This is a genomic window from Ekhidna sp., from assembly GCF_039960695.1.
Taxonomy (GTDB): domain Bacteria; phylum Bacteroidota; class Bacteroidia; order Cytophagales; family Cyclobacteriaceae; genus Ekhidna.
In genome coordinates this window covers 626,559-652,934 of the sequence record NZ_JBDVKP010000020.1, presented here as the reverse complement: position 1 = coordinate 652,934, position 26,376 = coordinate 626,559, and the positions used below count along the sequence as shown (strand labels likewise).

The 26,376-nt window shown below is 38.9% G+C and carries 21 protein-coding genes and 1 pseudogene; 11 read left to right on the top strand and 11 right to left on the bottom strand.

What is annotated here, in order from left to right; translation table 11 throughout:
• A pseudogene (locus ABJG98_RS19185) lies at positions 1-1,413 on the bottom strand (hypothetical protein); the annotation flags it as partial.
• Between the two features lie 206 nt (positions 1,414-1,619).
• On the opposite strand from ABJG98_RS19185, the gene rimP reads away from it, so the two are divergent.
• The 4 genes from rimP to ABJG98_RS19165 all read left to right on the top strand — a co-directional run bounded on the left by rimP (position 1,620) and on the right by ABJG98_RS19165 (position 6,680).
• Positions 1,620-2,192, top strand: coding sequence for a ribosome maturation factor RimP (gene rimP, locus ABJG98_RS19180; protein WP_348281176.1), 573 nt, complete (start codon positions 1,620-1,622; stop codon positions 2,190-2,192).
• A 1-nt stretch (position 2,193) separates the two neighbouring features.
• Entirely contained in the window at positions 2,194-3,435 is a 1,242-nt protein-coding gene (nusA, locus tag ABJG98_RS19175) for a transcription termination factor NusA (protein ID WP_348281175.1), read from the top strand.
• A 20-nt stretch (positions 3,436-3,455) separates the two neighbouring features.
• On the top strand, positions 3,456-6,164 hold the full coding sequence (gene infB, locus ABJG98_RS19170) for a translation initiation factor IF-2 (RefSeq protein WP_348281174.1): 2,709 nt from the start codon (positions 3,456-3,458) through the stop codon (positions 6,162-6,164).
• Between the two features lie 168 nt (positions 6,165-6,332).
• Entirely contained in the window at positions 6,333-6,680 is a 348-nt protein-coding gene (locus ABJG98_RS19165; RefSeq protein ID WP_348281173.1) for a hypothetical protein, read from the top strand.
• Here ABJG98_RS19165 and ABJG98_RS19160 read toward each other — a convergent pair.
• The 3 genes from ABJG98_RS19160 to ABJG98_RS19150 form a co-directional block, all read right to left on the bottom strand.
• Positions 6,677-7,405 (bottom strand): 1-(5-phosphoribosyl)-5-[(5-phosphoribosylamino)methylideneamino] imidazole-4-carboxamide isomerase, encoded by a 729-nt coding sequence (locus ABJG98_RS19160; RefSeq protein WP_348281172.1) that lies wholly within the window; start codon positions 7,403-7,405, stop codon positions 6,677-6,679. The two genes, ABJG98_RS19165 and ABJG98_RS19160, sit on opposite strands and share 4 nt — an antisense overlap.
• A gap of 69 nt (positions 7,406-7,474) precedes the next feature.
• Positions 7,475-8,167 (bottom strand): response regulator transcription factor, encoded by a 693-nt coding sequence (locus tag ABJG98_RS19155; RefSeq protein WP_348281171.1) that lies wholly within the window; start codon positions 8,165-8,167, stop codon positions 7,475-7,477.
• Positions 8,157-9,758 carry a HAMP domain-containing sensor histidine kinase gene (locus ABJG98_RS19150; protein WP_348281170.1) on the bottom strand — a complete coding sequence of 534 codons (1,602 nt, stop codon included), beginning with the start codon at positions 9,756-9,758 and terminating at the stop codon, positions 8,157-8,159. Before ABJG98_RS19150 ends, ABJG98_RS19155 begins: the two co-directional genes overlap by 11 nt.
• A gap of 138 nt (positions 9,759-9,896) precedes the next feature.
• Between ABJG98_RS19150 and ABJG98_RS19145 the strand changes: the two genes are divergently transcribed.
• Positions 9,897-10,745: a T9SS type A sorting domain-containing protein gene (locus ABJG98_RS19145; RefSeq protein WP_348281169.1), complete on the top strand. Its 849-nt coding sequence runs from the start codon at positions 9,897-9,899 to the stop codon at positions 10,743-10,745.
• Positions 10,746-10,803: 58 nt separating this feature from the next.
• On the opposite strand, the gene ABJG98_RS19140 is transcribed toward ABJG98_RS19145, so the two are convergent.
• Both ABJG98_RS19140 and ABJG98_RS19135 read right to left on the bottom strand, forming a co-directional pair.
• Positions 10,804-11,511 carry a response regulator transcription factor gene (locus ABJG98_RS19140; protein ID WP_348281168.1) on the bottom strand — a complete coding sequence of 236 codons (708 nt, stop codon included), beginning with the start codon at positions 11,509-11,511 and terminating at the stop codon, positions 10,804-10,806.
• Positions 11,504-12,739, bottom strand: a complete 1,236-nt coding sequence (locus ABJG98_RS19135; protein ID WP_348281167.1) for a HAMP domain-containing sensor histidine kinase — start codon at positions 12,737-12,739, stop codon at positions 11,504-11,506. The genes ABJG98_RS19140 and ABJG98_RS19135 overlap by 8 nt, the downstream gene beginning before the upstream one ends.
• 129 nt (positions 12,740-12,868) lie before the next feature.
• On the opposite strand from ABJG98_RS19135, the gene ABJG98_RS19130 reads away from it, so the two are divergent.
• Complete coding sequence (locus ABJG98_RS19130; protein WP_348281166.1) at positions 12,869-13,234, top strand: DUF1573 domain-containing protein; 366 nt, start codon at positions 12,869-12,871, stop codon at positions 13,232-13,234.
• A gap of 40 nt (positions 13,235-13,274) precedes the next feature.
• Here ABJG98_RS19130 and ABJG98_RS19125 read toward each other — a convergent pair whose 3' ends face one another.
• Positions 13,275-16,859: a BamA/TamA family outer membrane protein gene (locus ABJG98_RS19125; RefSeq protein ID WP_348281165.1), complete on the bottom strand. Its 3,585-nt coding sequence runs from the start codon at positions 16,857-16,859 to the stop codon at positions 13,275-13,277.
• Positions 16,860-16,862: 3 nt separating this feature from the next.
• The gene (locus tag ABJG98_RS19120; protein WP_348281164.1) at positions 16,863-17,780 is read right to left on the bottom strand and encodes an SdiA-regulated domain-containing protein; all 918 of its coding nucleotides are present in this window, start codon (positions 17,778-17,780) and stop codon (positions 16,863-16,865) included.
• Positions 17,781-17,854: 74 nt separating this feature from the next.
• On the opposite strand from ABJG98_RS19120, the gene ABJG98_RS19115 reads away from it, so the two are divergent.
• Together ABJG98_RS19115 and ABJG98_RS19110 are read left to right on the top strand one after the other, a co-directional pair.
• On the top strand, positions 17,855-18,472 hold the full coding sequence (locus ABJG98_RS19115) for an HD domain-containing protein (RefSeq protein ID WP_348281163.1): 618 nt from the start codon (positions 17,855-17,857) through the stop codon (positions 18,470-18,472).
• Positions 18,451-19,074, top strand: coding sequence for a Pycsar system effector family protein (locus ABJG98_RS19110; RefSeq protein WP_348281162.1), 624 nt, complete (start codon positions 18,451-18,453; stop codon positions 19,072-19,074). The genes ABJG98_RS19115 and ABJG98_RS19110 overlap by 22 nt, the downstream gene beginning before the upstream one ends.
• Here the strand turns inward: ABJG98_RS19110 and ppk1 are convergent.
• Together ppk1 and ABJG98_RS19100 are read right to left on the bottom strand one after the other, a co-directional pair.
• Entirely contained in the window at positions 19,062-21,044 is a 1,983-nt protein-coding gene (gene ppk1, locus ABJG98_RS19105) for a polyphosphate kinase 1 (protein ID WP_348281161.1), read from the bottom strand. The two genes, ABJG98_RS19110 and ppk1, sit on opposite strands and share 13 nt — an antisense overlap.
• A 1-nt stretch (position 21,045) precedes the next feature.
• On the bottom strand, positions 21,046-22,305 hold the full coding sequence (locus tag ABJG98_RS19100; protein ID WP_348281160.1) for an adenylate/guanylate cyclase domain-containing protein: 1,260 nt from the start codon (positions 22,303-22,305) through the stop codon (positions 21,046-21,048).
• A 100-nt stretch (positions 22,306-22,405) separates the two neighbouring features.
• Here ABJG98_RS19100 and ABJG98_RS19095 point away from each other — a divergent pair, with 100 nt between their 5' ends.
• From ABJG98_RS19095 to ABJG98_RS19085, 3 genes are read left to right on the top strand one after another with little or no spacing between them, the layout of a single operon-like run.
• Complete coding sequence (locus ABJG98_RS19095) at positions 22,406-23,233, top strand: GNAT family N-acetyltransferase (RefSeq protein ID WP_348281159.1); 828 nt, start codon at positions 22,406-22,408, stop codon at positions 23,231-23,233.
• 3 nt (positions 23,234-23,236) lie between these two features.
• Positions 23,237-25,618 (top strand): bifunctional UDP-N-acetylmuramoyl-tripeptide:D-alanyl-D-alanine ligase/alanine racemase, encoded by a 2,382-nt coding sequence (locus ABJG98_RS19090; protein WP_348281158.1) that lies wholly within the window; start codon positions 23,237-23,239, stop codon positions 25,616-25,618.
• A 10-nt stretch (positions 25,619-25,628) separates the two neighbouring features.
• Complete coding sequence (locus tag ABJG98_RS19085) at positions 25,629-26,252, top strand: DUF2306 domain-containing protein (protein WP_348281157.1); 624 nt, start codon at positions 25,629-25,631, stop codon at positions 26,250-26,252.
• On the opposite strand, the gene ABJG98_RS19080 is transcribed toward ABJG98_RS19085, so the two are convergent.
• Positions 26,235-26,366 carry a hypothetical protein gene (locus ABJG98_RS19080; RefSeq protein ID WP_348281156.1) on the bottom strand — a complete coding sequence of 44 codons (132 nt, stop codon included), beginning with the start codon at positions 26,364-26,366 and terminating at the stop codon, positions 26,235-26,237. The two genes, ABJG98_RS19085 and ABJG98_RS19080, sit on opposite strands and share 18 nt — an antisense overlap.
• Between the last annotated feature and the right edge of the window lie 10 nt (positions 26,367-26,376).

Sequence of the window (26,376 nt, the reverse complement as noted above, 5' to 3'; positions counted from 1 at the left end):
GCTGTCCGCATCCACTTCTGCATCGAGTGTGGCAATGTCTGAGATGTTGGTGGCTATGCGGTCGTCGAGGTAGGTAGAGTCCGCCTGCACCTTGTTCCAGATGGCAGTAGAATCTGCATCGGACTCGGTGTTGATGTCATTTATCTCTGAATCAACATAACTTTTATTCGAGGCATCGGCAGGATTTATAGGATTTCCTAGATTAGTGATTCTATTGTTACCAAGATCAACATCTGCTGCTGCAGCGCCAAATCCACTTAAAGGGATATTAGATTTATCTAGATCGACATTTTGAACCTGCCCGTTTAAAATATTTTCGGTTCTAATGGCATCATCGGCAATTTTGGCATTTGTAACTGCATCATTTGCTAAGTCCACTGTTTGAACATCTCCATTATTGATTTTATCTGAGGTTACCGCATTATTTGCAATATCAACATTTTGAACACCACCATTTAAAATCTCGTTCGAAGTAACTGCGTTAGCTTTTATTTGAATATCAGCGGAAGTTCCATTATTTGCAACAGTGACATCACCACTTACAGGTAAACCTTCTGCAACACCTGTTCCATCACCAACGTAAATATTATTTGGGGCCAATGCAGAAGAAGCAAATTCTGCACGGTCGGTCCATACGAGATTACCAGAGTTATCTATTGTAAGAACTGCATTGGAATTGCCTTCTGGATTTATTTTCGAAATGGTTATGGTCCCATTTGCGATATCAACATTCTGAATTGAACCGTTGATAATGTTAGCAGATCCAATTTGGATGACAACCTCGGAGATCCCAATTATTCGCCCTTTTTGATCAACGGTGAGTTGGAGTACATTAAAAGCATCTGTACCATAAGTTCCTGCGCTGATTGTTCCGATATTTTCAAGTTTATTACCAGTGATTGCTAAATCGGCAACCTTATCGGTTGTTACGGCCTGGCTAGCGATTTTGTCTGTAGTAACTGCTCCATTGTTTATCTTCCCAGTGGTTACACTATTATTTTGAAGCTTTGCTGTTGAAACCGCAAGATCCCCAATGCGATTTTCTACAACTGCTCCAAGCTTAATCGTAGGATTTGGATAATTGCCTGTCAGATCCCCACCTGCAGCAAGTACGTTTAAAACCCCTAGACCAGCATTCCAATTATTATTATTCCAATAATAAAAGAGTCTCAAGTCCGTATCGAAGACCATTAAGCCATCATCAGCGGAGCTTAGAGATGAACTCATAGAGTTTCGCTGAGAAGTTGTCATTCTTGGCACCAGAAAACCTTGATCAGAATTGGGAGAAACTAGCTCCAGAACGGCGTTAGCATTAGGGCTGTTTGTGTTAATACCAACTGAGTTATCTTGAGCTTGTGAGTATACACATATCAAGATACAGGCAGAAGTTACTGCGCTCTTTAAGTATTTCATAATGGGGATAATTTGAATAGCTAAAGGCTGACCTAAAAAGGCAGATCTTTTTTGGTTTTAAATGGTTAAAAAAATAGGGCGGTGAGACTACTTCAATAACTGGTCGTAAAAATTAGACTAAGTGCAAGTAATTTCCAAAAAATCAGGAAGTTATGGGAAGAACTTTAGATGAATGGCGTATTTTCTTTTTTTAAATTTTTCTAGAATTGGAAAATGTAGTTTTTCTATGCAAAAAAGTGGAATTAACATATATGTTTTCTACCTTTGCATATAGTTACACTAAGAATACCGAAAGAGGGGACAGCAGTCCCCTCTTTTTATTCATAGAAAATTTGGAAGAAGAGAAGAAAATTAGAGACTTAGCTGAAAAAGCAATTGAGGGTTTTGACGACTTGTTTCTTGTTGATATTAAAGTCAAAGGGAATTCAGGTAATCAAAAAGTATTAATATTTATCGACGGGGATAATGGAATTTCAATTGATCAATGCAGTAAGATAAGTCGAGAGATTGGTAACGAAATTGAGGAAGAAGATTTTATCGCTGATAAGTATACTTTAGAAGTGTCTTCTCCAGGTTTAGATTTCCCTATTATTCTGCATCGCCAATATGTAAAAAATGTTGGCCGTGAAATAGAGGTAGAGATGAATTCAGGAGAGAAAGCCGAAGGGAAGTTATCAGATGTTACAGAAGAAACGATTGTTTTAATATTTAATAATGAAAGTCAATCGTTAAAATTTGAAGAAATAAAGCAATCAAAAGTAAAAGTATCATTCAAGTAAGATGGAAGCGTCAGTATTAATTGATTCGTTTGCGGACTTTGCCAGAGGCAAAAACATTGACCGCCCAACAATGATCAGAATTCTGGAAGATGTATTCAGAACAATGATTCGTAAAAAATACGAGACCGATGACAACTTCGATATTGTAATAAATGCAGACAATGGAGATCTTGAAATCTGGAGATTTAGAGAAATTGTTGATGACAATTCGGAAGATATTTGGGATCATGACAAGATCAGCTTTTCTGATGCAAGAAAGATAGAACCTGATTTTGAGATTGGAGAAGAAGTAGCGGAGGAAATAAAACTAGAAGATTTTGGAAGAAGAGCGGTGATGACTGCACGTCAAACGTTAATCCAAAAAATTAAGGATTTAGAGAAGGACATCCTATTTCAGAAGTACAAGGATTTGGTGGGTGAAATTATCCAAGGTGAAGTATATCAGGTACTAGGACGTGAGGTTTTACTAACCGATGGAGACGGAAATGAGTTAACTATTCCGAAAGGCGAACAGATTCCGAAGGATCGTTATAGAAAAGGCGATGCTGTAAGAGCAATTGTGCACAGAGCAGAGATGGTAAATGGTAATCCAAAGATCATTTTATCAAGAACATCACCTGTTTTTCTTGAAAGATTGTTTGAAGCGGAAGTTCCAGAAGTATACGATGGCTTGATTACGATGAAGAACGTAGTAAGAGAGCCAGGTGAGCGAGCAAAAGTGGCTGTTGAGTCATATGATGATCGAATCGATCCTGTTGGAGCTTGTGTGGGTATGAAAGGCTCTAGAATCCATTCAATAGTTAGAGAACTTCAAAATGAAAATATTGATGTGATCAATTTCACGGATAATTTGGAGCTTTATTTGGCCAGAGCACTAAGTCCAGCGAAGATCACAAGCATGAAAATCAGTGAAGAGAAAGATCGTGTTTCAGTTTATCTGAAACCTGATCAGGTATCTTTGGCTATTGGAAAAGGTGGTCAAAATATCAAATTAGCGAGTAAGCTAGTAGGTATGGAGATTGATGTGTTCCGAGAATTAGATGCAGCTTCAGAAGAAGATGTTGATCTTGAAGAGTTCACGGATGAGTTGGAGGATTGGGTGATTGATGAGCTTAAGCGAGTAGGATTGGATACTGCTAAGAGTGTTCTCAAGCTTAGCATTGACGATTTAGTCAGAAGAACAGATTTAGAAGAAGAAACAGTACAAGAGTTGATTCGAGTTCTGAGCCAGGAATTCGAATAAGCTAATTTTGAAAGGTTTATATGGCAGAATACAGATTAAGTCAAGTAGCGCGAAAGCTAAACGTAGGTAAGAATACTATCCTGGATTTCTTGAAAGAGAAAGGGCATGAGGTGGACTCAAACCCGAACTCTAAGATTCCACAGGAGCAGTATGACATGCTTGCCCGAGAGTTTGCTGATTCGGCACATGACAAAGAAGAAGCATCTGAATTGACTATTGGTGGAAAGACTGATAATTTGGTCATAAATGCAGAAAAAGTATCTGCAGAGGAGAAGAAGGAAGATGAAAGGATTCTTATTAAAGATAATGTAAGTTCTGAAGCTGAACCTGAGAAAATTTCGGCAAGAACCAAATTAGATGGTCCAAAAGTAGTTGGCAAGATCGATTTAGATAAGAAGAAAAAGGAAGAGCCACCAAAAGCGGAGGAGCCAAAAGTAGAGAAGAAGGCAGAATCGGAAGTAAAAGAAATCCCGAAAGAAGAACCAAAAGTAGAGACTCCAGCAGCTAAAGAAGAAGCGCCGAAAGAAGAAGAAGAAAAACCTGCTGAAGAGGAAAAGGAAAAAACTCCGCAAAAAGAAGTAATTAAGGCTAAAGCTGACTCGCTTAGAGGATTGAAGGTTCTTGATAAAATTGAACTTCCGAAGGATAAACCTAAACCAGTAGCATCATCGGATTCAAATCAAGACAGAAAGAAAAGGCCAAGAAAACGAATCCAATCTGCAGGAGGACCACCACAGCGTGGAGGAGGAGGTAGCGGTAGCGGCGGAGGAAACCGAAACGATCGAGGTAGAAGTCCTTCAGGAAGGAAAACTGAAGAACTTTCTGATAAGGAAATACAAGATAAAATCAAAGCCACACTTGCTAAGCTTAGTGGAGGTAGTGGCAAAAGCGGATCGCAACGATCAAAATACAGAAAAGATAAAAGGTCTGCCAAAGCAGAAGCAGAAGAGGAACGACAGTTGCAGGCTGAGGAAGAATCAAAAACACTTAAAGTGACTGAGTATATCTCAGCAAATGACCTTGCATCTCTAATGGATGTAACAGCCAATGATGTGATTTCGGCGTGTATGTCTCTTGGAATGTTCGTTTCGATTAACCAGCGACTTGACGCTGAGACAATTACAGTTATTGCAGATGAGTTTGGTTACGAAGTTGACTTTACTGAAGCCAAAGAAGAAACAGATATTGTTGAGAAGGAGGATGATGAAAGCAAATTAGTTGATCGTGCACCAATTGTGACCATTATGGGTCACGTTGATCATGGTAAGACATCATTACTCGATTTTATTAGAGATTCCAAGGTTACTGAAGGTGAAGCGGGAGGAATCACACAGCACATTGGCGCCTATGATGTGATGACTGAAAGTGGCAAAAGAGTAGCGTTTCTTGATACTCCTGGTCACGAAGCTTTTACAGCGATGCGGGCCAGAGGAGCTAAGATTACAGATGTAGCGATAATCGTGGTGGCGGCAGATGATTCAGTCATGCCTCAAACAAAAGAAGCGATTAATCATGCGCAGGTGGCTGGAGTACCGATAGTTATTGCTATTAATAAGGTAGATAAACCAAACGCTAATCCAGACAAGATTAAGGAAGATCTTTCTAAGATCAATATCCTGGTTGAAGATTGGGGAGGTAAATATCAATGTCAGCATGTTTCAGCCAAGACCGGGGAAGGAATTGATGAGCTTTTGGACAAAGTGCTTTTAGAAGCCGAACTCCTGGAGCTAAAAGCGAATCCTGATAAAGCGGCAATTGGTTCTGTTGTGGAAGCTTCTTTAGATAAAGGGAGAGGATACCTGTCTACCATAATGGTTCAGGCTGGGACATTGAGAGTAGGAGATGTTTTGCTTGCTGGACCATACTTTGGTAAAGTGAAAGCTATGTTTGATCATAGAGGACACAAGCTTGATAAAGCTGGCCCATCAACTCCAGTATTGATGTTAGGACTTGATGGAGCGCCACAAGCTGGCGACAAATTCAATGTCATGGAAAGTGATAGAGAGGCAAGAGAGGTAGCGAACAAACGTGAGCAAATTCTGCGAGAGCAATCTATACGGACCAAGAAACATATTACACTTGATGAAATTGGTAGAAGACTAGCCATAGGAAGCTTTAAAGAACTTAATGTTATTGTAAAAGGTGATGTTGATGGTTCTATTGAGGCACTAGCAGACTCATTACTGAAACTTTCAACGGAGGAAGTTCAAGTAAACATTCTACATAAGGCTGTTGGTCAAATATCTGAGTCAGACGTGCTATTGGCATCTGCATCTGATGCTGTCATTGTTGGATTCCAGGTTCGACCATCTGGTGGTGCGAGAAAACTTGCTGAAACAGAGGAGATTGAAATAAGATTATATTCAATCATTTACGATGCAATCAACGACGTGAAGGATGCCATGGAAGGTATGCTTGAACCGACAAGTGAGGAAATCATCACTGGTAACATTGAAGTACGAGATGTATTCAAAATATCTAAAGTAGGTACTGTGGCTGGGTGTTATGTAACGGATGGGACAGTGAAGAGATCAAACCAAGTTCGATTAGTTCGGGACGGTATAGTTGTTTATACGGGAGAAATCAATCAGTTGAAGCGATTTAAAGAGGATGTGGCGGAAGTGAAGAATGGATATGAATGTGGCTTGAGTATTAAAAATTTCAATGACATTAAAGAGGGAGATATCATCGAAGGCTTTGAAGTGAAAGAAGTAAAAAGAACACTTTAATTCCGTCGGGTAAAATTAAAATGTAAAAAGCCTGCCAAATGTTTGGCAGGCTTTTTATGCTAAACGCAACAATGTGTCTTAAAATAGTTCAACTTATAGGTTAAGTTTTGTAAAAAAGCTGAACCTTCCGTTCATAATTTCGTTACTTTGTGGATTAAGATGCCAATCTTGAAAAACCTACAATACATATTATCCTCACTTGCGTTGGTGTTAATAGTCAATGTAGGTGTTGCCAATACCACAGTAAAGGAGAAAAAAACTGATATTCAAGAGCAGGAGCAAGAAGGTAGGAGAAAAGCAGATCCGGGCATGATAAGGCCAGATGCTGAGACACCTTCAGAGCCAATTGATCAAAATATTCAGGAAGATTCTGAAGTGGAACAAGCCAAGGCAAAAAGTACTGTTTATACTCCAGATGCTAAATTAGATACTGTTAAAGAAGAATCAGTGAGTAAATACAACTTCATCTTTTACTTTCTATACAAATTTAAATACGATGGGGAAGAATCTCCCTAAGCTGTTATAGACTGGTAATCGTCTATGTCATTAAGGGTAATCGTGCCTTCATAAAAAGCTTTTCCGAAAATAACGCCGTAAAGACCTAAGTCTTTCAGTTTCTTAATATCATCCATACCACGAACTCCTCCACTCGCAAAAATGGAAAGATCGGGAAATTCACTAAGTAGTTTCTTATATAGGTCAAATGAAGGGCCCTCCATTGCGCCATCCTTTGATATATCTGTTGTTTTAAGGTACTTTAGGCCTCTGTCATAGAAATAAGCTATGTGGTCAAATAAGTCTCTGGAAGTGGCTTTTTGCCATCCTCGTATTCTTATTTTTCCTTTTAGGCTATCAGCAGCAAGTGCTACTTTCTCCCTTCCGTAAGACATAAGCCAATTGGCAAATTGCTCTTTGTTGGAAACTGCAATTGAAGCAGCAGTAACACTTTCAGCACCATATTCAAAGGCCTTTAGGACGTCTCCGTCGGTATGTAACCCACCAGTAAAATTTATTTTAAGATCTGTGTAAGCAGATACCATGTGAAGGATATCATAATTGACAGAAGTGCCTTTTCTTGCACCATCCAAATCTATTAAATGAATTCTTGAAATGCCGTGATCCTCAAACTGTTTTGCGACATCAATTGGAGTATTATCATATACTTTTTCGCTTGAATAGTCTCCCTGAGTAAGGCGAATGGTTTTTCCTTCAATAACCGATATTGACGGTACAAGTAGCATAGCAAATTTTAGATAGGTTCTATTGGAATCGCTCCATTCTAAAGATACTAAATCCTAACCACAATTCTGTTAATTGACTTCAACTAATTTGAAACCTTCACCATGAATTGTCAATATCTTGAGACTGGGTTCATCTTGGAGATATTTTCGAATCTTAGCAATATAAACATCCATACTTCTTGCATTGAAATAACTGTCGTCTTTCCATATTTTCATTAAGGCCACACTCCTTTCAACTGTTTTGTTCACATTCTCAAAGAATATTTTGAGTAGCTCGTTTTCTTTGGTCGTAAGGTTTATTTCTCTTTTTGGAGTAATAAGTCTGTTTTCCTGATAGAAGTACGTAAGCCCAGCAATTTCAAATGGATTTGGGAATGGCTCCTCTTCATCCTTTTTTGCTGAGCGTTTTAGTATGGCCTGAATTCTAAGCAGCAGCTCTTCCATACTAAATGGTTTGGTCATGTAGTCATCTGCTCCTATTGTGAAGCCTTTGATTATATCCTGCTTCATTGATTTGGCAGTCAGAAAAATGATCGGAGTTTCATCATCGGTGTTCCTGATTTCTTTTGCGAGTGTAAATCCGTCTTTCTTTGGCATCATCAGATCCAAAATACACAGATCATAGTCGTCCTTCTTAAAGGCAATACCACCTTCTTCCCCATCCCGCATCAGTGTTGTCTCATAGCCTTTTAAACCAAGATATTCACTCAAAATCTCACCCAAATTTGGGTCATCTTCTACAATTAGTAATTTAGGCTTCATTGGCTAGTGGTAATGTGATTGAAAACTTGCTGCCTTTCCCGGGCTCACTATCGACATGTATGCTTCCGCCGTGAGCTTCCACGATTCTTTGGACATAGGCTAATCCTAATCCAAAACCTTTAACATTGTGAAGGTCACCTGTTGGGACTCTATAGAATTTTTCGAAAATATGCTTCTGTTGCTCTCGCGACATACCAATTCCCTTGTCGTGAATGGAAATTATAAAGTCTTCTTGATCGGAAGCAGTTCTAAGAGTAATATTAGGAGCTTCAGGAGAGTACTTGTTGGCATTGTCCAATAAATTTAAGATGATGTTAGTCAAATGCATTTCATCACCATGAACTAAATCTTTTTCTGCTTTCTCGATCATATTTAACCTGCCGCCCCGCTGTTCAACTTGCATTGCAATGTGATCAGCAGCATTTTTAACCATATCGCTCATCCTCAATATTTCTTGCTTCAGGTTATAATCCTTTCGATCAATAGCAGCAATCTGAAGAACTTTTTCAACCTGGTCTCCCAATCGTTTGTTCTCCTCACCAATTACCTTTAGGTATTTAGAACGTAATGCGCTTTGCTCGATTTCTTTATCGTTCAAGGCCTCAACAGCTAAAGAGACAGTTGAGATAGGAGTCTTCAACTCGTGAGTCATATTATTGATGAAATCATTTTTCATCTCGGAGAGCTTTTTTTGACGCACAATCGTGCGAATGCTGTATCCGAAACAGAATAAAATTACCAACACTAGAAAACCAGAACTTACCATAGCTGACCAGACTTTACTGATTAGGTATCCTTGCTTGCCGGGAAAGTCAATAGTGATCATGGTATCATTACCATAGATGTCATTTGGGAAGAGTGTTGCTCGGAGTTCGCTTTGCTCGAGTTCCTTTTGCTTCTTAGTGCTAGTCAATAGAAGAAATCGCTCTTGATGTGGTTGCATTACTCCGTACTCAAAATCAATATCTATGCCTTTTCTTACTAATTCGTTTTTAAGTAGTGAGTCAAGTTGCTGTGGATTAAACCTTGAAGCGATGGACTTATTCGGACCCATTAAATCCTTTACTACATCAAAGGTGAGTTCATATTTTCTGGAAACCTTCGCAAGTTTGTTTTCTAGCTGTTCAATTTTGATATCTCTTTCTTCCAACATTTGCTCCATAGAGGTTCCTGGTGGAGGAGGTGTTTCTTCAAAGAAGAATTGATCTGCGACACTTGAAAAATTGACAACAAATTCAAATCCTCCTTCATTTACCGTATCGGCAAAAAAGAATACTTGCTGTTGACCTTTTCTTCGGATACCGAAACTTGCATTGGAGTCTGATTTTGTTTGACGCATTTTGCGAAGACGCATTTTTTGATCATCCTCATGCACTCTTGAGTTCAAATAATTGAGTTTTTGTAGAGCAAAGTATGTTTCTTGTTTCTCGAGTTTACTGGCAACAGTATTTAAAGCGTCTAGCACATCTTTCCGGAAACGTTCATCATTGGCGGTAATCAATGAGTCGATCCAGTAAAGCTGAAATGCAATAAGCCCCATCATGGCAAATCCCATGAGCCCAATTATCCACCTTAATGTCTTTCGTTGCATACTCAAAAATACGACGAAGATGTGTCTACCGTTCTTGTTTAACCTTTTTTAACAAGGATTAACGACTGATTAACAGTAAGATATGTCACCTATTCGTACTTTAGATTATCAATTATTAAGACTAAAACTCAAAAGGATATGAAAAAGAAATCGACATTATTGGTAGCGATAGCTTTGATGTTTCTAAGCTTTTTTTCCTTCGCTCAATCTAGCGATGAAGGTAAAATTGTGGTTGAAATCACCAAAGACGTTAATGGTGAAAAAAAGACCTTTAAAGGTGAGTATAATAGTACTGAAGAGATGCGAGCGGATCCTCAATATCAAGAATTTGCAGAGGAAGATCATGGATTCAATTTTTGGTTTGATGATAATAATGACGCTGACGTTTTCATGCATTTGGATCAACTTAGAAATCAGAATGGTTCGGCTTTTAAGTTTTTTCACAGCGATGAGGGTGAAGAATCTGATAACAATACCTTCTTTTTTAAGCATTTTGATGGTGATTCTACAGAAGCATTTTTTGATATTCATCTAGATGGAATGGATATGGAAGAGTATAAGGCAAAGATGAAGGAGCTCGGCATTGAAATGGATATACTTCTTGACCGATTTAAAAACGATGCCGATGGAGACCGACATGTTCAGGCATTTGTCTTTAAGCGGATTAAAATCACGGACGTTGATAATGAGTTTGGTAAAAAGGGGAAAGTAGCTGAAAGCAATGTGCTGGAACTTGAAGAACTCGCATTTTTTCCAAACCCATCACCTAATGGGAGATTCAAAGTCAGATTCAAGGTGCCTGAGGAAGGGGAACTAAATATTAAAGTTTCCAACCTCGAAGGAAAAGAAGTGTTTAGCAGATACTTTGAACGCTTTGGTGGTACCTATTCAGAAATGATTGACTTATCCGGTCAAAAAGAAGGCATATACCTTCTAGAGATTGCACAAGGAAAGAAAAGACTGACTAAGAAGATAGTGATTAATTAGGGACCGTAGAATTTTATAAGGTCGAGCGTGATGCTGGGCCTTATCTGATCTGTAAGGTTCACGGATTATTGCTCAGAGAATCGGCTACCACAATTAAACTAAAGCCAACACCATGGTGATTTCTAATTTCAAGCGATGTATCTTTTTTCAGGTATTTCCTTAATCGCGTGATAAAAACATCTAAACTTCGACCTTTGAAATAGTCGTTTTCGCCCCAAATGGTCTCTAGAATGGTCTCTCGTTTGATGAGTTCATTTTTATTGATAATAAGTAGATTCAGCAGGTTTGCTTCCATTTGAGTAAGTGATTGCTGATTTTCTTCAAAAGAGTAAAGAAGATTTTTGGAGTCAAATAATGATTTACCAAATTCAACAGCTTTACTGAGCTCTATTTTATTATCTGTTGAATTTCTTCTCAAGAAAACGTCAATTCGATAACTTAATTCTTTCATAGAAAAAGGCTTAGTAACGTAATCATCACCCCCTATTTCGAATCCGGATAGCCGATCTTCTTCCTGCGATTTAGCGGTCAGAAATATTATTGGTACAATCTCATTTTTCTCTCGAATCAACGTGGCAAGCTGAAAGCCGTCCATCTTCGGCATCATTACATCAAGCACACAAATCTCAAAATCTGAATTTTGATAAACTTCAAAAGCATGAGCTCCGTCCGCACACCATGTTACTTTATGCCCGAGTAATTCCAGGTTGTCCTGAATTAGAAAGCCTAAGTTCGGGTCGTCCTCAGCAAGTAAAATTTTAGCCATTTGGTATCGTGATTTTAAAGGTACTTCCAACATTTACCTGAGAGGTCAATTCAATTTTTCCACCAAGCTTCTTTACTGCTGATTCAACAATCTGTAGTCCAAGACCAAATCCTTTTTGATTATGTTGATTATGTGTTTCGGGAATGCGATAAAATTTATTAAAAACCTTCTTTAGATACTTTTCTCCAATTCCTTGGCCATTATCAGTGATGGTAATGAAGGTCTTTTTGGTATCTTGATCTATTTTAAATTCGACTTTCTTTCCACCGTACTTTACGGCATTTTCGGTCAGATTTTTGATAATATTTTCAAGAAGTTTTTTATTGGTGCGAATTCCTTGAGGTGCTGACCCTTGCATACTCCAACTCACCATTTGTGCAGCGTACTCGTTTTTGAATTGATTTATTAATTCTTTGAGAAAATTCATGACTTGCAGAGTCTCCATTTCTACCTGGATGCGGGAATCTAAAAGTGATGAACGAAGAATATCTTCTACATTTTTTTGAAGGCGATTGACTTCATCTTGAATGATTTTGAGGTATTTATTATCGTTTTTGGTAGATCGCTCTATTAACGTGGAAGAAGCAAGTGAGAGAGTTGCGAGAGGTGTTTTTAGCTCATGGCTTACATTGTTGATAAAATCTTTTTGAACTTCGCTTAGGCGCTTTTGTCTGAGTATTACAAAGAGTGCATAACCAAAGAAGATAATAACCACTAAGGTGATTATTGTTGTGAACTTCCATAAATCAAAACTAGCAAACAGATTTCTCGACTTTTCTGGAAAGTAGACGCCGAAATAGTACTCTTCATTTTCGAGCACAGGAATCACATCTACGCTATTTTCACCACTAAGATTTACATTTTCTGCGTACACCATTTGATCATTAGCACAATCATAAACACCATATTCAAAGTCCTGAGAAATGGAGCGCTTCTTTATTTCTGCGGAGATAAGGTATTCGAGGTTGGCGAGATCTATTCGGTCATTGGTACGAACGATGAAGTAATTGCCACTCACTTGTTCTATAGGGTTTACAGTAGGAAAGTCTTTACCGTTAGCCTCACATAAAGATTCTACAACATTACGAAGTGCAACCTGTACATTGTGATTAAATACTTGATCTTGCTGCTCTATAGCTCTATTGAGCCAAAAAACCTGAGTGCCAATGATACCGACCAAAGTGAAAATGGCGAGCACAATCAAAACACGTATGTGAGCACTTTTCATTAATTCAAAAGTAAGAGGTTAAATCTTGGAAAAGAGGGGTTTAACAACTCATTAACAATCATTAGGAGGTCATTAACATGATATTTTTTGCCTTTAACTCACATTTGGCTCAGTTATAATTTAATTAAAATGAGAAAAGCGACATTTATCGTAATGCTGGGAATTGCAGTAGCTGTAGTTGCCGGAATGGGTTCTATAAAATGGAAAACTACTTCCATTGATTTGGGTCACGTGACACAAAATGAGGTTAAAGATCTATCGTTCGAATTCACTAATACGACGGGCGCTCCAATTCGAATATTGGAAGCAAAGGGGTCATGTGGATGTACGAATGTGAAGTTCCCTGCATCTGATATCAAAGCTGGTGAAACTGCTTCGATAACTGCTAATTTTAGATCTGGAAAAATTGGATCGTTTAAGAAAAATATCCGAATCAAAACTTCTGAGTCTGAAGAGTACACGTATTTACATTTCAAAGGTGAGGTGGTAGAATAGAGTAATTAATCCCTTTGTCTTAGCAAAGGGATTAACTTTTTTAGAAAAAGAAATTCATTGTAAGCGTTGGCAAGTTCTCATCTTCACCAAATGCATAGTTGAAATTAAGTACCAACGTATTGAGCGGGCTTAACCATATGCCGAATCCTTTCCCGGCGTGCCATTCGTCTGAATTTTCGCCAGCAATCCAAACTCTACCAAGGTCATGAAATGCCAACAAGCCGAACTGGCCGGGAAAGATGTAGCTTCGAAATGAGGCCAGCTTTAATCTTAAGTCCAGATTGTGATAGAAAGAAGTCTGTCCGTAGAATCTTGTGCGCCTATAACCTCTTAAGTTAGTTCTACCACCTAGTATGTTGGCATTAAAAAAGTCAAACTTATCTGAGGTAATGTGAGCTACTCCGAGCCGGTTAGCTACTACTAGTCTGGAAGGTAGCCTGGCGGTTAAAAAGAACGACCATTCTGCACTTAAACGAGTGGTACTTTCAGAAATATCAGTTATGGCTTCTAAATGCTCAATCTCGGCTTTTGCCGTCATTCCCGCTTTAGGTAATATTTTGCTGTCTCGAGAATCGAATGAGATGCCAGTCACGAATCTCGCGTATTGATTTGTATCAAAATCGGAAGCGTCTGTAGATTGATCTGTGATGAATCGGTTGACAGTATTTTCTACTTCAACTGATTTATAGCCTCCACTAAAATAATATTTTGCTTTAGCTCCAACGTTTCGTGACAGACCTGCATCAAGCTCCAAACGGTCCATTCGAACACGATAGTAGTCAATTGGATCATCATCGGGAAGTACAAACTGATCCATTAAGAATGAAGTCTCATTTCCAACGCCAAAGAAATTATTAACAAAGTATGGCTCCTGCCAGAGTGCCGAGGTGTTAAGATCCCATTTGCCCAATACATCTGTATAGTCTCCAGTGTATTTGAACTGGAAAGAGCCTGTTTCGAAGGCACCTATTGCAGTGAAGGTATGTTTTGCGGAAAATGGCTCTTTTCTCCATCCATGTTTGGTGTAGCTAAACCCAGCTCCTAAAAATATACCATCGTCAGGGTTAATTGCTCCTGTAATTAAAGGCATCAATATATCATATTTAAATGCTTTTCTATTGTATCGATTGATGCCAGGGTCATCACTCAATTTAAGGATGCCTTTGGCATTTCCTTGAACCTGAGTGCTCTTTTTGCGATCATAGACTTTCACCCTGGATAACCTATAATCAGCATTCCCATTGATGATCAGGTCTTTATCCGTACCTCCAATGATTCGAATATTGATTTTGGAATTACCCCTCACTTCAAATACATCCTCACCGTCTAAGCCATATAGCCGAATTTCTTTGGTTTCATCTGCCTTGAAAAGTCGCTCATACATGATATGCTTCAAGTCACCATCCTTTTGTCGTTTCCTCACAGTGACTCTGGTTTCACGTTCAGTCAGATGCTCAACGGTAAAGTATTCATGTTTGTCAGAGCCAACCACTTCGACCTCTTTTGAGAGATACAGATAAAGCTCTCTCGCATAGCTTTCCATATTCTCTCTTCGTGCCTTAAGACCATTTGTAATTTGTTCGGCGGTTAATTTTTCTATTTGATCTGGCCAAGTTGAAACAGCATTTTCAATGACTTCATCAGTCAGGTTTTGTTGCAAAAACTTGATTTGCTCTTCCCAATCTTCCCAGTCGGGCTCATTCATGAAAGTACGATCAAAAAACCGTGCATTTTGACTAATGCCAGGCGCCCAGTCTACTTCTTCATCAAACCCCTCAATCTTAGGAAGTGCCCACTTTCTAGCTGCTAAAGTGGGAATAATGCCTTCATTCATAAAAAATGCCTGATCACGATCTCTGGGAATAGGTCGATACATGTTGCCATTATCCTGATCGAACTGAGCCCATCGCCACTGATCATCATGTCTGTCCCAGTCACCTATCCACATATCGAACAGGCGGTTTCGAACCACAAAATTTTGATCTACTGTGTTGTCATTGTCCTCCTTTAAGTTTTCAATAACGGTATCAGTTCCATCGATATCTTCACCACCACCGAAGTTTGCATCTCCCGAGGAGGCTCCATTGGCTCGCTCCTCATATAGCGCCAGCGTATTTGAAAACGTATTTTGAAATTGCCCCAGACGCGCGTCATTTGGTATGAAAACGGGCTTTGGATTGGTGTGATAGATGCTGGCGGCCTCAGCCAGCGGGGGGATAATAAATGCTCCATATGGATGTGAAGCGGAAATTTGATCTTCTACAATGTCTTGAGCGAAGGTTTTTTGTAAAGCCACAGGAATTGCATTTTCAGGATATTTTTCGATGGATCTTAAGACATATTGTTTGCCATCAGCTGCTTGCAAGCGTAAGGATTTGGTTTGCATACCACCACCCTTTTTTACCACATCCAGACCTCCTTTTTCTGTTCCAATATCAAAAACGTTTACTTCAACCGGAGTGCTCCAGACATCACGATAGTTTTTGCCTAGCCATAGATGCTTTCCTTTATCACCTTCATACTTACGACTAGCTACAACAGTTACTATGCTATCTGAAAAATCTAGTTTATGAGTTTCTTGTAAAGTTTCTTTTAGGTCTTTCTTGTACAAATCTTTTTCGAAAAGTAAGCCTCCTTCAATTCCCCAGTAGGCTACAGAAGCATTTCCCTCTTCATCCATGTCAAGAATTGCAAAGCCCTGCTCTTCCTTAGCGAAAAGACTTCCTTTCCCTTTTTTCACATGTGTTACCTTTGATCCTGATCCACTGACTATGAAGTGATGTGCATCCTGCTGTATTAGCTGAAGAGAATGTTCATGTCCAGCTGCATAAATGACATTTTCAGCTTCGTTCATAGCATTTAGAATCTGATTCATGATGGCGCGATACTTTGGATGAGTATTGTCTTGAATATTTCCAATGAGCTTGCGAAACAGTGGCTGAATACTTCCCAGAATAGGCAGAGGCTTCATCTGATCTTTAAAGCTAAAATTTCCATTGTGCTCTCCATAGGTATGCATGGGATGATGAGCCGCAATAAGAATGTGCTTTCCAGCATTCCTTTGAATGATAGATTTTAAATCTTCGAGTGCTTCAATTGTTGATTTATTGTCGCAATTGTCTTCCTCATCGGGCTTATCCCAACCGTGAAGGAAGTATTGAGTATTGAGAAGGATAAGTGTAGATCTCTCACTCATTGGTATTTCGTAAGGTCCTGGACACCCTCCGGCAGGCAGAAACACATTATCTCCCTCGAAATAATTCCTGATGAATCGCTCCATTTCTATGGCACGCTCCCATCCATAATTACGTCCTTGTGCCCAGTCATGGTTTCCTGGGATGATGTAAGCTTCACCAGGGAAAGATTTCATGATTTCAAGCTGAGGAATTAGCTTGTTTTCCATTTCTCTTCGGTTGGGGTCTTCTTTTCCAGGTAGACCTTTAGGGTAAAGATTGTCACCTAGAAAAATCAGAAAGTCTCCGTCAGAGGCGTCTTTTATTTTTTCGCGCAGCAGGATGAGGTTTTTATCTGGATTTTTAGGTTCTCCTGCATCTCCTATCAGGTAGACTTTTTGCGCCCATGTGAAAGCTGGTAAAATGAAAATTAGGATGAGCAGCTTTCGCATTTATTAAGATTTTTTTATTTCAAACTTTAGAATGTAGCCACGGTCCCCTTCCCCCTCACTACTGATATACATATCTCCCGAAGGAGAAAAACATATTCCCTCTGGCTGCCCCAGGATTCTAGGTGATATAGGGTATGTGGCTAGTATTTTGCCTGACTTTCTAACCACTATCAACATTTTTCCGACGGAGGATAGAATGTAATAGTGACCTGAAATTGGGTGAGTTGCAATGGCTGATGGTTTGAATTTTATCCGTTTCTTATCATAATCAAAGCTTCTATTTTTTTCCCAAAAAGCTTCCAATTCCTTTGGGCCAATGACGAATGCGGGTTTCTTAATTAGCTTCAAGTCACCAACATCTACCTTATAAAAAGCCCTGCCACTCACAGCATTTTTCCCGATTTGACCATCCTCTTTGCAGGCAATTAGCAACTGATTAGTAACTGGATCATACCCGAGTCCTTCTGTATCGTTGTTTGAACTTAGATCATTTTCATACTTTATTGCGCCCATCTTTTTTTTAGATCTAAAGTCAATTTGAAATATGTCTCCGTCACTTTCGAGCACATAGAGTTGATCCTTAATAAGCTCTACCCCTTCATAATCTCCAGGTTTAGAAAATGCTATTGAATGAATTAATTTTTGGGTTGAAAGATCATATTGAAAGACCCGACCAGATTCATCGTCTACTGCCAATATGGAGTTGGGATACTTAAATGTCAAACCGGATATCTCTTCCAAAACGTACGGCATCTGGTATCTTTTGTCTGGTCTTTTTAAGTCATAATTAATTGCAACATTTTCAGTGACAAGAAAAAGACTGTCTGCGTGCTGACCGAAAGTGGTAGAAGAGCAACTTTGGCCAAAAAGAATGACCATAAGGAACAATAAAAGTGCGGGTATGTTCTTTATGAAATGCATGGTTGGTCTAAAATGTCAACGTTACAACACTAAATTGCCTAATTTTTGTTCTATTTTGTGTAGGATTATAGAGAATGATGATTTCGAGTTCAATTATTAACGAAGTGAAGGATCATGCGATCAAGGTGCTATCTAAGCAGCTTCCAGATAATATGACCTATCACTCAATCAATCATACCCTAGATGTGGTTGCTTCTGCGGAGGAAATAGCTGAGAAGCAGAGCCTTAGTAAAGAAGATTTAGAAGTAGTGCAAATCGCTGCATGGTTTCATGATCTTGGCTACACCAAAGGATGCGAACATCACGAGGAAAACGGGGCTCGAATGGCACGTGAATTTTTGGAGAGCAAAAATTATTCTTCCGAAAGAATAACACTTGTAGAAGGATGCATCATGGCAACTAAGATGCCTCAAAGCCCTCAAAACAACTTAGAACAGATACTTTGTGATGCTGATCTGATGCATTTGGCAGATCAGGATTATTTTGAAAAAGCAGACCTTCTTCATCAAGAGATTGAGACGACAAAGTTTTGTAAAATACCTGAGAATGAATGGCTTCAAATGAATCAGGAGTTTCTGGATAAACATTGTTTTTTTACTGATTATGCAAAGAAAAACTATGAAGCTGCAGTCAAAGAAAATTTAAAGAAGGTACGTGACCGCCTTAAATCATGGAAGAAAACGGAAAAGTAGAAGAACTCGAAGAAAGGGTCGCCAAGCTAAAAAAGAAGGTGAAGAAAGCGAAAAAACTCACGCCGACGCGAGGTATTGAGACGATGTTTCGTACAACTTCTAAAAACCACATGGAGCTTAGTGCGATTGCCGATAATAAGGCGAACATTATGATATCCATCAACTCAATCATCTTATCGGTTTTGGTGTCGGTACTTATTCGAAAACTTGAAGAGTATCCTCACATGACAATACCGGCTATAATGCTGACTCTGGTTTGCCTAACAACCATTGTATTTGCGGTTTTGGCAACTCGCCCCAATGTCACGAAAGGAAAATTTGAGCATGAGGATATCATCAACAAAAAGGCTAATCTTTTATTCTTTGGAAATTTTCATCGCATGAAGCTGGAAGATTTTCAATGGGGAATGAAGGAGATGCTAAAAGACGCTGATTATCTCTACGGAAGCATGATAAAAGACATCTATTTCCTGGGAGCGGTACTTGGTAAAAAGTATAGGCTACTAAGAATGAGCTATACCATTTTCATGTTCGGATTTGTACTGGCGATACTTGGATTTATCGCAGCTGAACTCTTCTTTAAATCTCCTTACCCATACTGATCTCTAAGATATTCGAAGGTGCTGGTTTGTGCGCGAATGTTTTTTTCGTTCACGGGTCGCACATTTTCAATTTGCTGTGATAGCCAAACGCCTTTGACATCATCTTGCCACTGAAACTTAAGAATGGTTAGGATTTCTTGCTTCATGCGATCTTCCAGTATAGGAAAGCAGACCTCAATTCTTCGGTGTAGATTTCTATTCATCCAATCTGAAGATCCTAAGTAAACTTCCTGAGCCCCATCATTGTGGAAATAAAAAACTCGACCATGCTCAAGGTAGCGATCAACTATTCGCTTAACCCTTAGGTTTTCTTTAGGAATGAGACAACAAATGCTTCTCACGATGAGTTTTACATCGACCCCTTTGTCAGCGGCCTCATATAATTTCTCGATCAGCCTTGATTCTTGCAGGTTATTTATTTTAATGATCAGCCGAGCCTCCCGTCCCGCTTCTGAATGCTGGATTTCCCGATCAATCTTGGAAATAAATGCTTCGATTGCACCAAACTGAGATACAATTAACTGGTTGAAAGGAGGAGGCGTGTAGCGTGTGAGAAGATGCTGAAAAACTTCAGAAAGTTCTTTTGTCATTTCTTCATTCGTGGATAGCAAACCATGATCACAGTAGATTTCTGAAGTTTTTTCATTCAGGTTTCCGGTACCAAAAAAACCGTACATTTTATCGGATTTCTTCACAAGTGCCACTTTTGCGTGGACCTTAAGTCCAGGTAGGCTATAAATTATTTTAACGCCTGCAGCTCTCATTTTTCTGGCCCATTCCAGATTATTTTCTTCATCAAAGCGAGCCTTAACTTCCATAAAAACAGCTACTTTCTTTCCATTTCTTGCCGCACTTATTAGCGCTTCTGCGATAATGGATCTCTTCGCCATGCGATAGAATGTTACATTAATTTCTCTCACATCGGGATCTGTAGCTGCTTCATTGAAGAATTGCAACACATAATCGTAAGATTGATAGGGAAAGTGAAGCAGCCTATCTTGCTTTTCGATACTCTCAAAAATAGATCTACTGGATTCTAATTGCGGCACTGAAACTGTCTGCATTGATGGATAAATGCAGTCAGTATTTTTGATGTCAATTTGAAAAAGATCATTCAAATTGTGATACCTGCCACCCGTAATCATATCTTCTGGCATGAGCTCAAGCTTTTTTGCAAGCTTTGAAATTAGCTCATTGCTCATATTGATATCAAAAAGAAATCGCGAGGGAATTCCCAGATTTCTTTTTTGAATTTGTTTCTCTATTTTCTTCACAAGATTACCAGCAAACTCATCATCTATTTGGAGATCAGAATCTTTGTTTAGCTTGATCGAGTGGGCAGATATGATATCCCTTTTAGGGAATAAAATATCTAGATGAAGCCGAATAATGTCATCAAGAAAAATGTAATAAGTTCTGTCCCCAATCTTGAAAGATGAAAAACGGCTCAGATGCTGTGTTGGAATATTGACGATTTCCACCTTCCCAAGTTTCAGTTCCACTGCCAGATAGATCGCTTGATTATCTAAAAAAAGTGGCTGATGGTTCGTGACCTCAATTGGTCGCAGAAAAGCTGATACCTTCGTTTTGAAGTAATGCAAAAGCTGAGCATTTAATTGCTTAGGAATCTCATCAGTGTGCATGCAAATCACATGATTCTTTTCTCGGAGTTCTTCAATAATTTTTTTAAGCGCTGCACCATACTCATCTAGTTGATGGCTTATCTCACTATGAATTTCTTCCAGCAATGTTTGGGCATTAAAATCAATTCGTTTGTTGATTTTCTTTTTATCTATCAGCTGAATGTTTCGGATGTTGGCAACTCGAACCCTAAAGAACTCATCTAAATTGGAAGAATAAATGGCAATAAACCTTAGCCTTTCCAGAAGAGGGACACTCTGATCCATTGCTTCCATTAAGACTCTGTAATTGAAGGACAGCCAACTTAGGTCACGATCAAAGAGCTTCACTTCATGCTAATTTTATTATTTCCAATTCCTGATCTATTCCCTTAAGCTTAACCTCTCCAAGGGAGCTGCCATTTTTTGCAAGGTGTTTTATTTCGTTGTAAAAATGCGAAGAAACCAACCAAGTACAATTGTATTCTTTAGTTAGCTGCTCTAAGCGGGCGGCTGTAATTACTGGAATACCAGAAATAGAAAACTGTTGGCGGGTGCTGTTACCAATATTCCCAGCAATGATTTCACCATTGTGGATGCCTATTCCGACTTTAATCTCCTCCGCCCATTCGGATTTATTCATTTGGCTCACTCTAGATAAAATATCTCTTGCCGCCTTAAAGGCACTTTCAGGAGCGTCACCTTCTTCAGATGCAAAGGAGGCCATTAGTCCATCCCCCATTAGCTGATTGATCATGCCACTGTTCTCATGGATACAGTCCATGATTGGTCCAAAGAATCTATTTTGAAAGGCATTTACATCTTCCGGTGAGAGACTTTGGACACGACTTGTGAAGTCACGTATATCTAGAAATAACACAGAAGCTTTAATCTTGAAGCTTGCTCCTCCTGCCTCAGTGAGTGCCTGCACTACTTCTTTCGAAACTTGCTGGCTAAATAACGATTCCATTTGATCTCGTTCTTCTTGAGTTCTTATTGAAATTGTCAATCTTTTATTTAGTTCTTTGGCCACAAGTCCCGCACATACCCCAGCAATTAAAAACATGCTTGCTTTTGTATAAAAAACAATTGAAGGAAGCTGGTAGGAAGTATCATAGCTGTCAAATGTCCACAAAGTAATTAGAGCATATATCGTAGCTATTATCAACCCATTAAGAAAACTTAGCCAAAAGCTTAGGTGCAGCGCCGAGACAATAATTATTGGGAAGAAGATGAAAATAAGTGGCGAATCAAGAAAGACTGCATTCTCTTCCCATCTGATAATATAAAAAAGCCAGATAAAGGGAATGATTGAATCTATAGCGATTGAATAATACTTATACCAGGCTGGCAACGGCTTTTCGCAATGTGCAATTTTACCAACCATCAAGCGTGAAAGGAATAAAAGTATAATAAAGCCTATAGACATATAAACGCCAAGCTTCATGCTTCTCTCATCCAGGAAGACTTCTGAGATTGTAGTAGGAAAGAATGTGATATTCAAGAAAAGTAACAATAGAGCGAAAAATAATACTCCAAGGAAGATTTCCAACCTCCTTTTCTCTGTTTTAACGATCTCTAGATCAATACATTCCTCTAAGTCAAGCTGCATATGTTTGTTTTCCTTTTGATCAGATAAGCGTAATTTTAATAATACCGAAGTAATAAGATAAAATAGGGTTTGGTTAGTTCCTTGATTAAAATTTATTCTTATGGATATACGCCTGTTATTGGATGAGGATTTTGATCCACTCTATAAAACATTTAAGATAGCCTTTACCAACAATCAGGTTTCTTTCCAGCCGAGCATTGAAGAATTTAGATATCGACTTCACAAAAAACTGCTATTAAACAGAGAGATTTCAGCAGGAAGCTATGACGGGAATGAAATGACAGGATTCATACTACACAGCTCTGGGATCTACCAGGGAATTCCGACAGCATACAATGGTGGTACGGGCGTCCTTCCAGGGTTTCGAAACCAAAAAACAGCGGAAAAGATCTATGAATTTTTGATTCCAAAAATTCAACAAAAATTTCTTGCTAGAATATTACTTGAAGTGGTGGAAACAAATAAGAATGCCATTTCTCTCTACGAGAAAATAGGATTCACTTTTAAGCGACGATTAAAGTGCTATAAAATGAACAAGACTTTTGAATCCTTTTCGGAGGTAAATGTGAGAGAAGCCTCCATTGAAGATGTGAATTTTAGCTATACAGATTTTGAGCCGTCATTTATTGATAGCTCAGAGCATTTAAGAAGAGGAACTGAAAAAGTGTTGATTTCTGAAAAAGATCATAATCCTTCGGGATATCTTATTTTTCAACCGCACCTTGGACGAATCTCACAATTGGCTGTTGATCGGATTCATAGACAATCAGGCGTCGGTGAGGCACTACTGGGGCGAGCTCAATCACTTGCTAAGAAACCGCTTACTATTATGAATATTCCTGAGGATGAATTTGGATTTGATACATTTCTTACCCAGTGCGGATTTCAAAATGAGGTCAATCAATATGAGATGGAATTGATAATTTAGAAGATGCTTTTCTCACATCTCCAGAAAATAACCCGTGGTAACGTACACCTTACCAGCGATGTAGAAGTCAATCATTTCTCTGTTGATTCTAGAACATTGACTGGCCATCCTATGGAAGTTTTTGTTGCCATCAAAGGGAAAAGAGACGGGCATGATTATATAGGTAATGCTAAGGCAAAAGGAGTTAAGAATTTCATTTTAGATCACCAGATTGATGGTGCAGAGGGTAATGTTTTGATAGTGGAAGACACACTTAAGGCATTCCAAAGTATAGCTGAGGATTATAGAAAGCAGTTCGACATCCCAATTGTTGGAATTACAGGGAGCAATGGGAAGACTACTGTAAAAGAGTGGTTATCTAGTATTCTATCTGAAAAATTTTATGTTGTTAAAAGTCCCAAGAGTTATAATTCTCAAGTGGGTGTTCCCATTTCATTGCTAGAGATTCGAGCGAATCATGAAGTTGGTGTATTTGAAGCAGGCATTTCCAAAAGAGGGGAAATGGAAAACCTTCAGAAAATGATACGACCAACAATCGGCATATTTACCAATTTAGGAGAAGCGCACGACGGTGGTTTCGACTCTATTGAAGAGAAACTTGCAGAAAAACTTCACCTCTTTAAAGACGCCACCTCTGTAATTTGTCAAAAAGGAACGTCATATTTTGAATCTATACAGAAGTCTCTTGGAAATAAGATAATATCCTGGGGAAGCGAAAATGCAGACTATGATGTGCAATGGGAAGAAGACAAAATTAATGTAGGCACAGTGTCTTTTAACTCAAAATTTACCAGCCAAACCCAACTAGAAAACCTTACTCATTGCATAATTGGAGCTTTGGAATTGGGACTTTCTGAACAACAAATACAGAAAGGGATCGATCTTGTTGAGGGCGTTCCAATGAGACTGGAACTAAAAAAAGGAATCAACGGCTGCTACATTTTGGATGATTCGTATAACAATGATGAAGTTGGTCTTAGGGTAGCTCTTGACTATCTGGAGTCTCACAAACAAAATGAAAGAAGAACACTTATTCTTTCGGATATCATCCATTCTGGCAAATCAGATGATCATCTTTACCAAAACATTGCGGATGTTCTAAAAGGTAGAAATATCTCACGATTTATTGGCGTTGGTCCTAGGATTTCTGCTAACTCACAAGCTTTTTCACTTCCCGCCACTTTTTATAATAGTACCTCTGATTTACTGGATAATCTTCCGGAGTTTCAGGAAGAAATGGTAATTGTAAAAGGAGCTAGAAATTTTGAATTAGAACGAGTTGTGAATCGCCTCGAGGAGAAAAGCCACAGTACAGTTTTAGAAGTCAACTTCGAAGCCCTACAACACAATTTAAATCAATACCGAGCGCTGATAAAACCAGAAACCAAGTTAATGGTGATGGTTAAAGCCAATGCGTATGGCAGTGGTCTTTTAGAGGTGGCAAACTTCCTGCAGCATCAGCGAGTAGATCTTCTGGGAGTTGCCTATGTGGATGAGGCAATTCAGTTGCGAAAGAATGGCATTACCATTCCTATTATGATTATGAATCCTTATATCGAAAGCTTTGATCAGTTCGAAAGATTTGCTTTACAAGCAGAGATTTTTAGTCTTTCACATTTTAATAGAATGTTAAAGGATACAAAAAAGCACCCTAAGGTTCACTTAAAGATTGATACTGGAATGCATCGACTGGGTTTTGATCATAAAGAATTAGATGATTTAATTCAAACTTTGAAGTCTCATCCTGAAGTAAAAGTGGAGGGGATCTTTACGCACTTCTCAAGCTCTGATGAGGCCGCCGAAGATAAATTCACAGTTAACCAGGCAAAATTTTTTGAAGAAGCATATAACAAGATTGCCGCTGCATTAGGATACCAACCAATCAAGCATGCTTGTAACTCTCCAGGGATGGTCAGGTGGCCACAATACCATTTTGATATGGTGAGACTCGGGATAGGACTTCACGGATTCGATCCAGTTGGTAAGTTAAGCTTGAGGCATGCCAGCAACTTAAAAACAATCGTTTCTCAGATTCAAAGTTTAAAAGCTGGAGAAACTGTTGGTTATTCCAGGAAAGGGAAGCTCGGGAGGGATAGCCAGGTTGCCATCATTCCTATTGGATACGAAGATGGCTATTCACGGATTTTTGGCAATGGAAATGCAAAAGTGAACATTGGTGGAGTTCTCTGCCCAACTGTAGGAAACATTTGTATGGATATGACCATGATTGATGTCACGGATGCTGACATTAAAGAAGGAGACGAGGTGACTGTTTTTGGATCTAATCCAAGTATTCGAGACCTTGCTGAATGGGCACATACGATACCTTATGAAATTTTAACTAATGTGAGTAACCGTGTAAAGCGTGTCTTTATATCCGAATAATTGAACCCTTATGAAAACCAGACCTGTAATTAAGCTACGAAACGGATTTTATGGATTTCTATGCATAGGAGTTTCACTATATGCACTTTCACACCTTTTCAGAGAAGATTTCTACTCATTTAAAACCAATGGAATTTCGGACTTTATGACGTGGCGAATAGCCTTCCATATGCATTTCATAGGTGGAGCTATAGCATTAAGCATTGGTTGGACACAGTTTTTGAAAAACTTCAGAGCTAAACACTTGAATACACATCGGCGGCTTGGGTACACATATGTCATTGCAATTGTATTAGTAAGCTCGCCGGGAGCCTTCTATATGGCCATGTATGCCAACGGAGGATTTAATAATGTACTCGGTTTCGGGATGATGGCGATTAGCTGGTTTGGTTTTACATTCATGGCATTCAAATCAATCAAGCGTCGAGATATCAATGCTCATGAGCGATGGATGATTCGAAGCTTTGCCGTTACGCTTGGAGCAGTCACTCTGAGAATATTTATGCCATTGATGGCAATATGGGGAGTACCAGCAGATGAGGCCTATCAGGCTATTTCGTGGTTTTGTTGGGTGCCAAATCTTTTCGTCGCAGAGTGGATTATCCAGAAGAAGTATTTACCCTCCACATCCTAAAAATCTCTTGAAATCGATATCTTCTGGGAAGCCTCCTTTTTCTTCTTTAAGCTCAGCCTCTTCTTTGAGTTCTTTCTTTTGATCCTTCTTAGCGTGCTTCTTTCCCTTGTTCATAGCTAAAGAT

Coding starts and splice junctions, on each gene's coding strand:
- nusA (WP_348281175.1), top strand. CDS start 2,194: ATGGAAGCGTCAGTATTAATTGATTCGTTTGCGGACTTTGCCAGAGGC.
- infB (WP_348281174.1), top strand. CDS start 3,456: ATGGCAGAATACAGATTAAGTCAAGTAGCGCGAAAGCTAAACGTAGGT.
- ABJG98_RS19160 (WP_348281172.1), bottom strand. CDS start 7,405: ATGCTACTTGTACCGTCAATATCGGTTATTGAAGGAAAAACCATTCGC.
- ABJG98_RS19155 (WP_348281171.1), bottom strand. CDS start 8,167: ATGAAGCCTAAATTACTAATTGTAGAAGATGACCCAAATTTGGGTGAG.
- ABJG98_RS19150 (WP_348281170.1), bottom strand. CDS start 9,758: ATGCAACGAAAGACATTAAGGTGGATAATTGGGCTCATGGGATTTGCC.
- ABJG98_RS19145 (WP_348281169.1), top strand. CDS start 9,897: ATGAAAAAGAAATCGACATTATTGGTAGCGATAGCTTTGATGTTTCTA.
- ABJG98_RS19140 (WP_348281168.1), bottom strand. CDS start 11,511: ATGGCTAAAATTTTACTTGCTGAGGACGACCCGAACTTAGGCTTTCTA.
- ABJG98_RS19135 (WP_348281167.1), bottom strand. CDS start 12,739: ATGAAAAGTGCTCACATACGTGTTTTGATTGTGCTCGCCATTTTCACT.
- ABJG98_RS19130 (WP_348281166.1), top strand. CDS start 12,869: ATGAGAAAAGCGACATTTATCGTAATGCTGGGAATTGCAGTAGCTGTA.
- ABJG98_RS19125 (WP_348281165.1), bottom strand. CDS start 16,859: ATGCGAAAGCTGCTCATCCTAATTTTCATTTTACCAGCTTTCACATGG.
- ABJG98_RS19120 (WP_348281164.1), bottom strand. CDS start 17,780: ATGCATTTCATAAAGAACATACCCGCACTTTTATTGTTCCTTATGGTC.
- ABJG98_RS19115 (WP_348281163.1), top strand. CDS start 17,855: ATGATGATTTCGAGTTCAATTATTAACGAAGTGAAGGATCATGCGATC.
- ABJG98_RS19110 (WP_348281162.1), top strand. CDS start 18,451: ATGGAAGAAAACGGAAAAGTAGAAGAACTCGAAGAAAGGGTCGCCAAG.
- ABJG98_RS19100 (WP_348281160.1), bottom strand. CDS start 22,305: ATGCAGCTTGACTTAGAGGAATGTATTGATCTAGAGATCGTTAAAACA.
- ABJG98_RS19095 (WP_348281159.1), top strand. CDS start 22,406: ATGGATATACGCCTGTTATTGGATGAGGATTTTGATCCACTCTATAAA.
- ABJG98_RS19090 (WP_348281158.1), top strand. CDS start 23,237: ATGCTTTTCTCACATCTCCAGAAAATAACCCGTGGTAACGTACACCTT.
- ABJG98_RS19085 (WP_348281157.1), top strand. CDS start 25,629: ATGAAAACCAGACCTGTAATTAAGCTACGAAACGGATTTTATGGATTT.
- ABJG98_RS19080 (WP_348281156.1), bottom strand. CDS start 26,366: ATGAACAAGGGAAAGAAGCACGCTAAGAAGGATCAAAAGAAAGAACTC.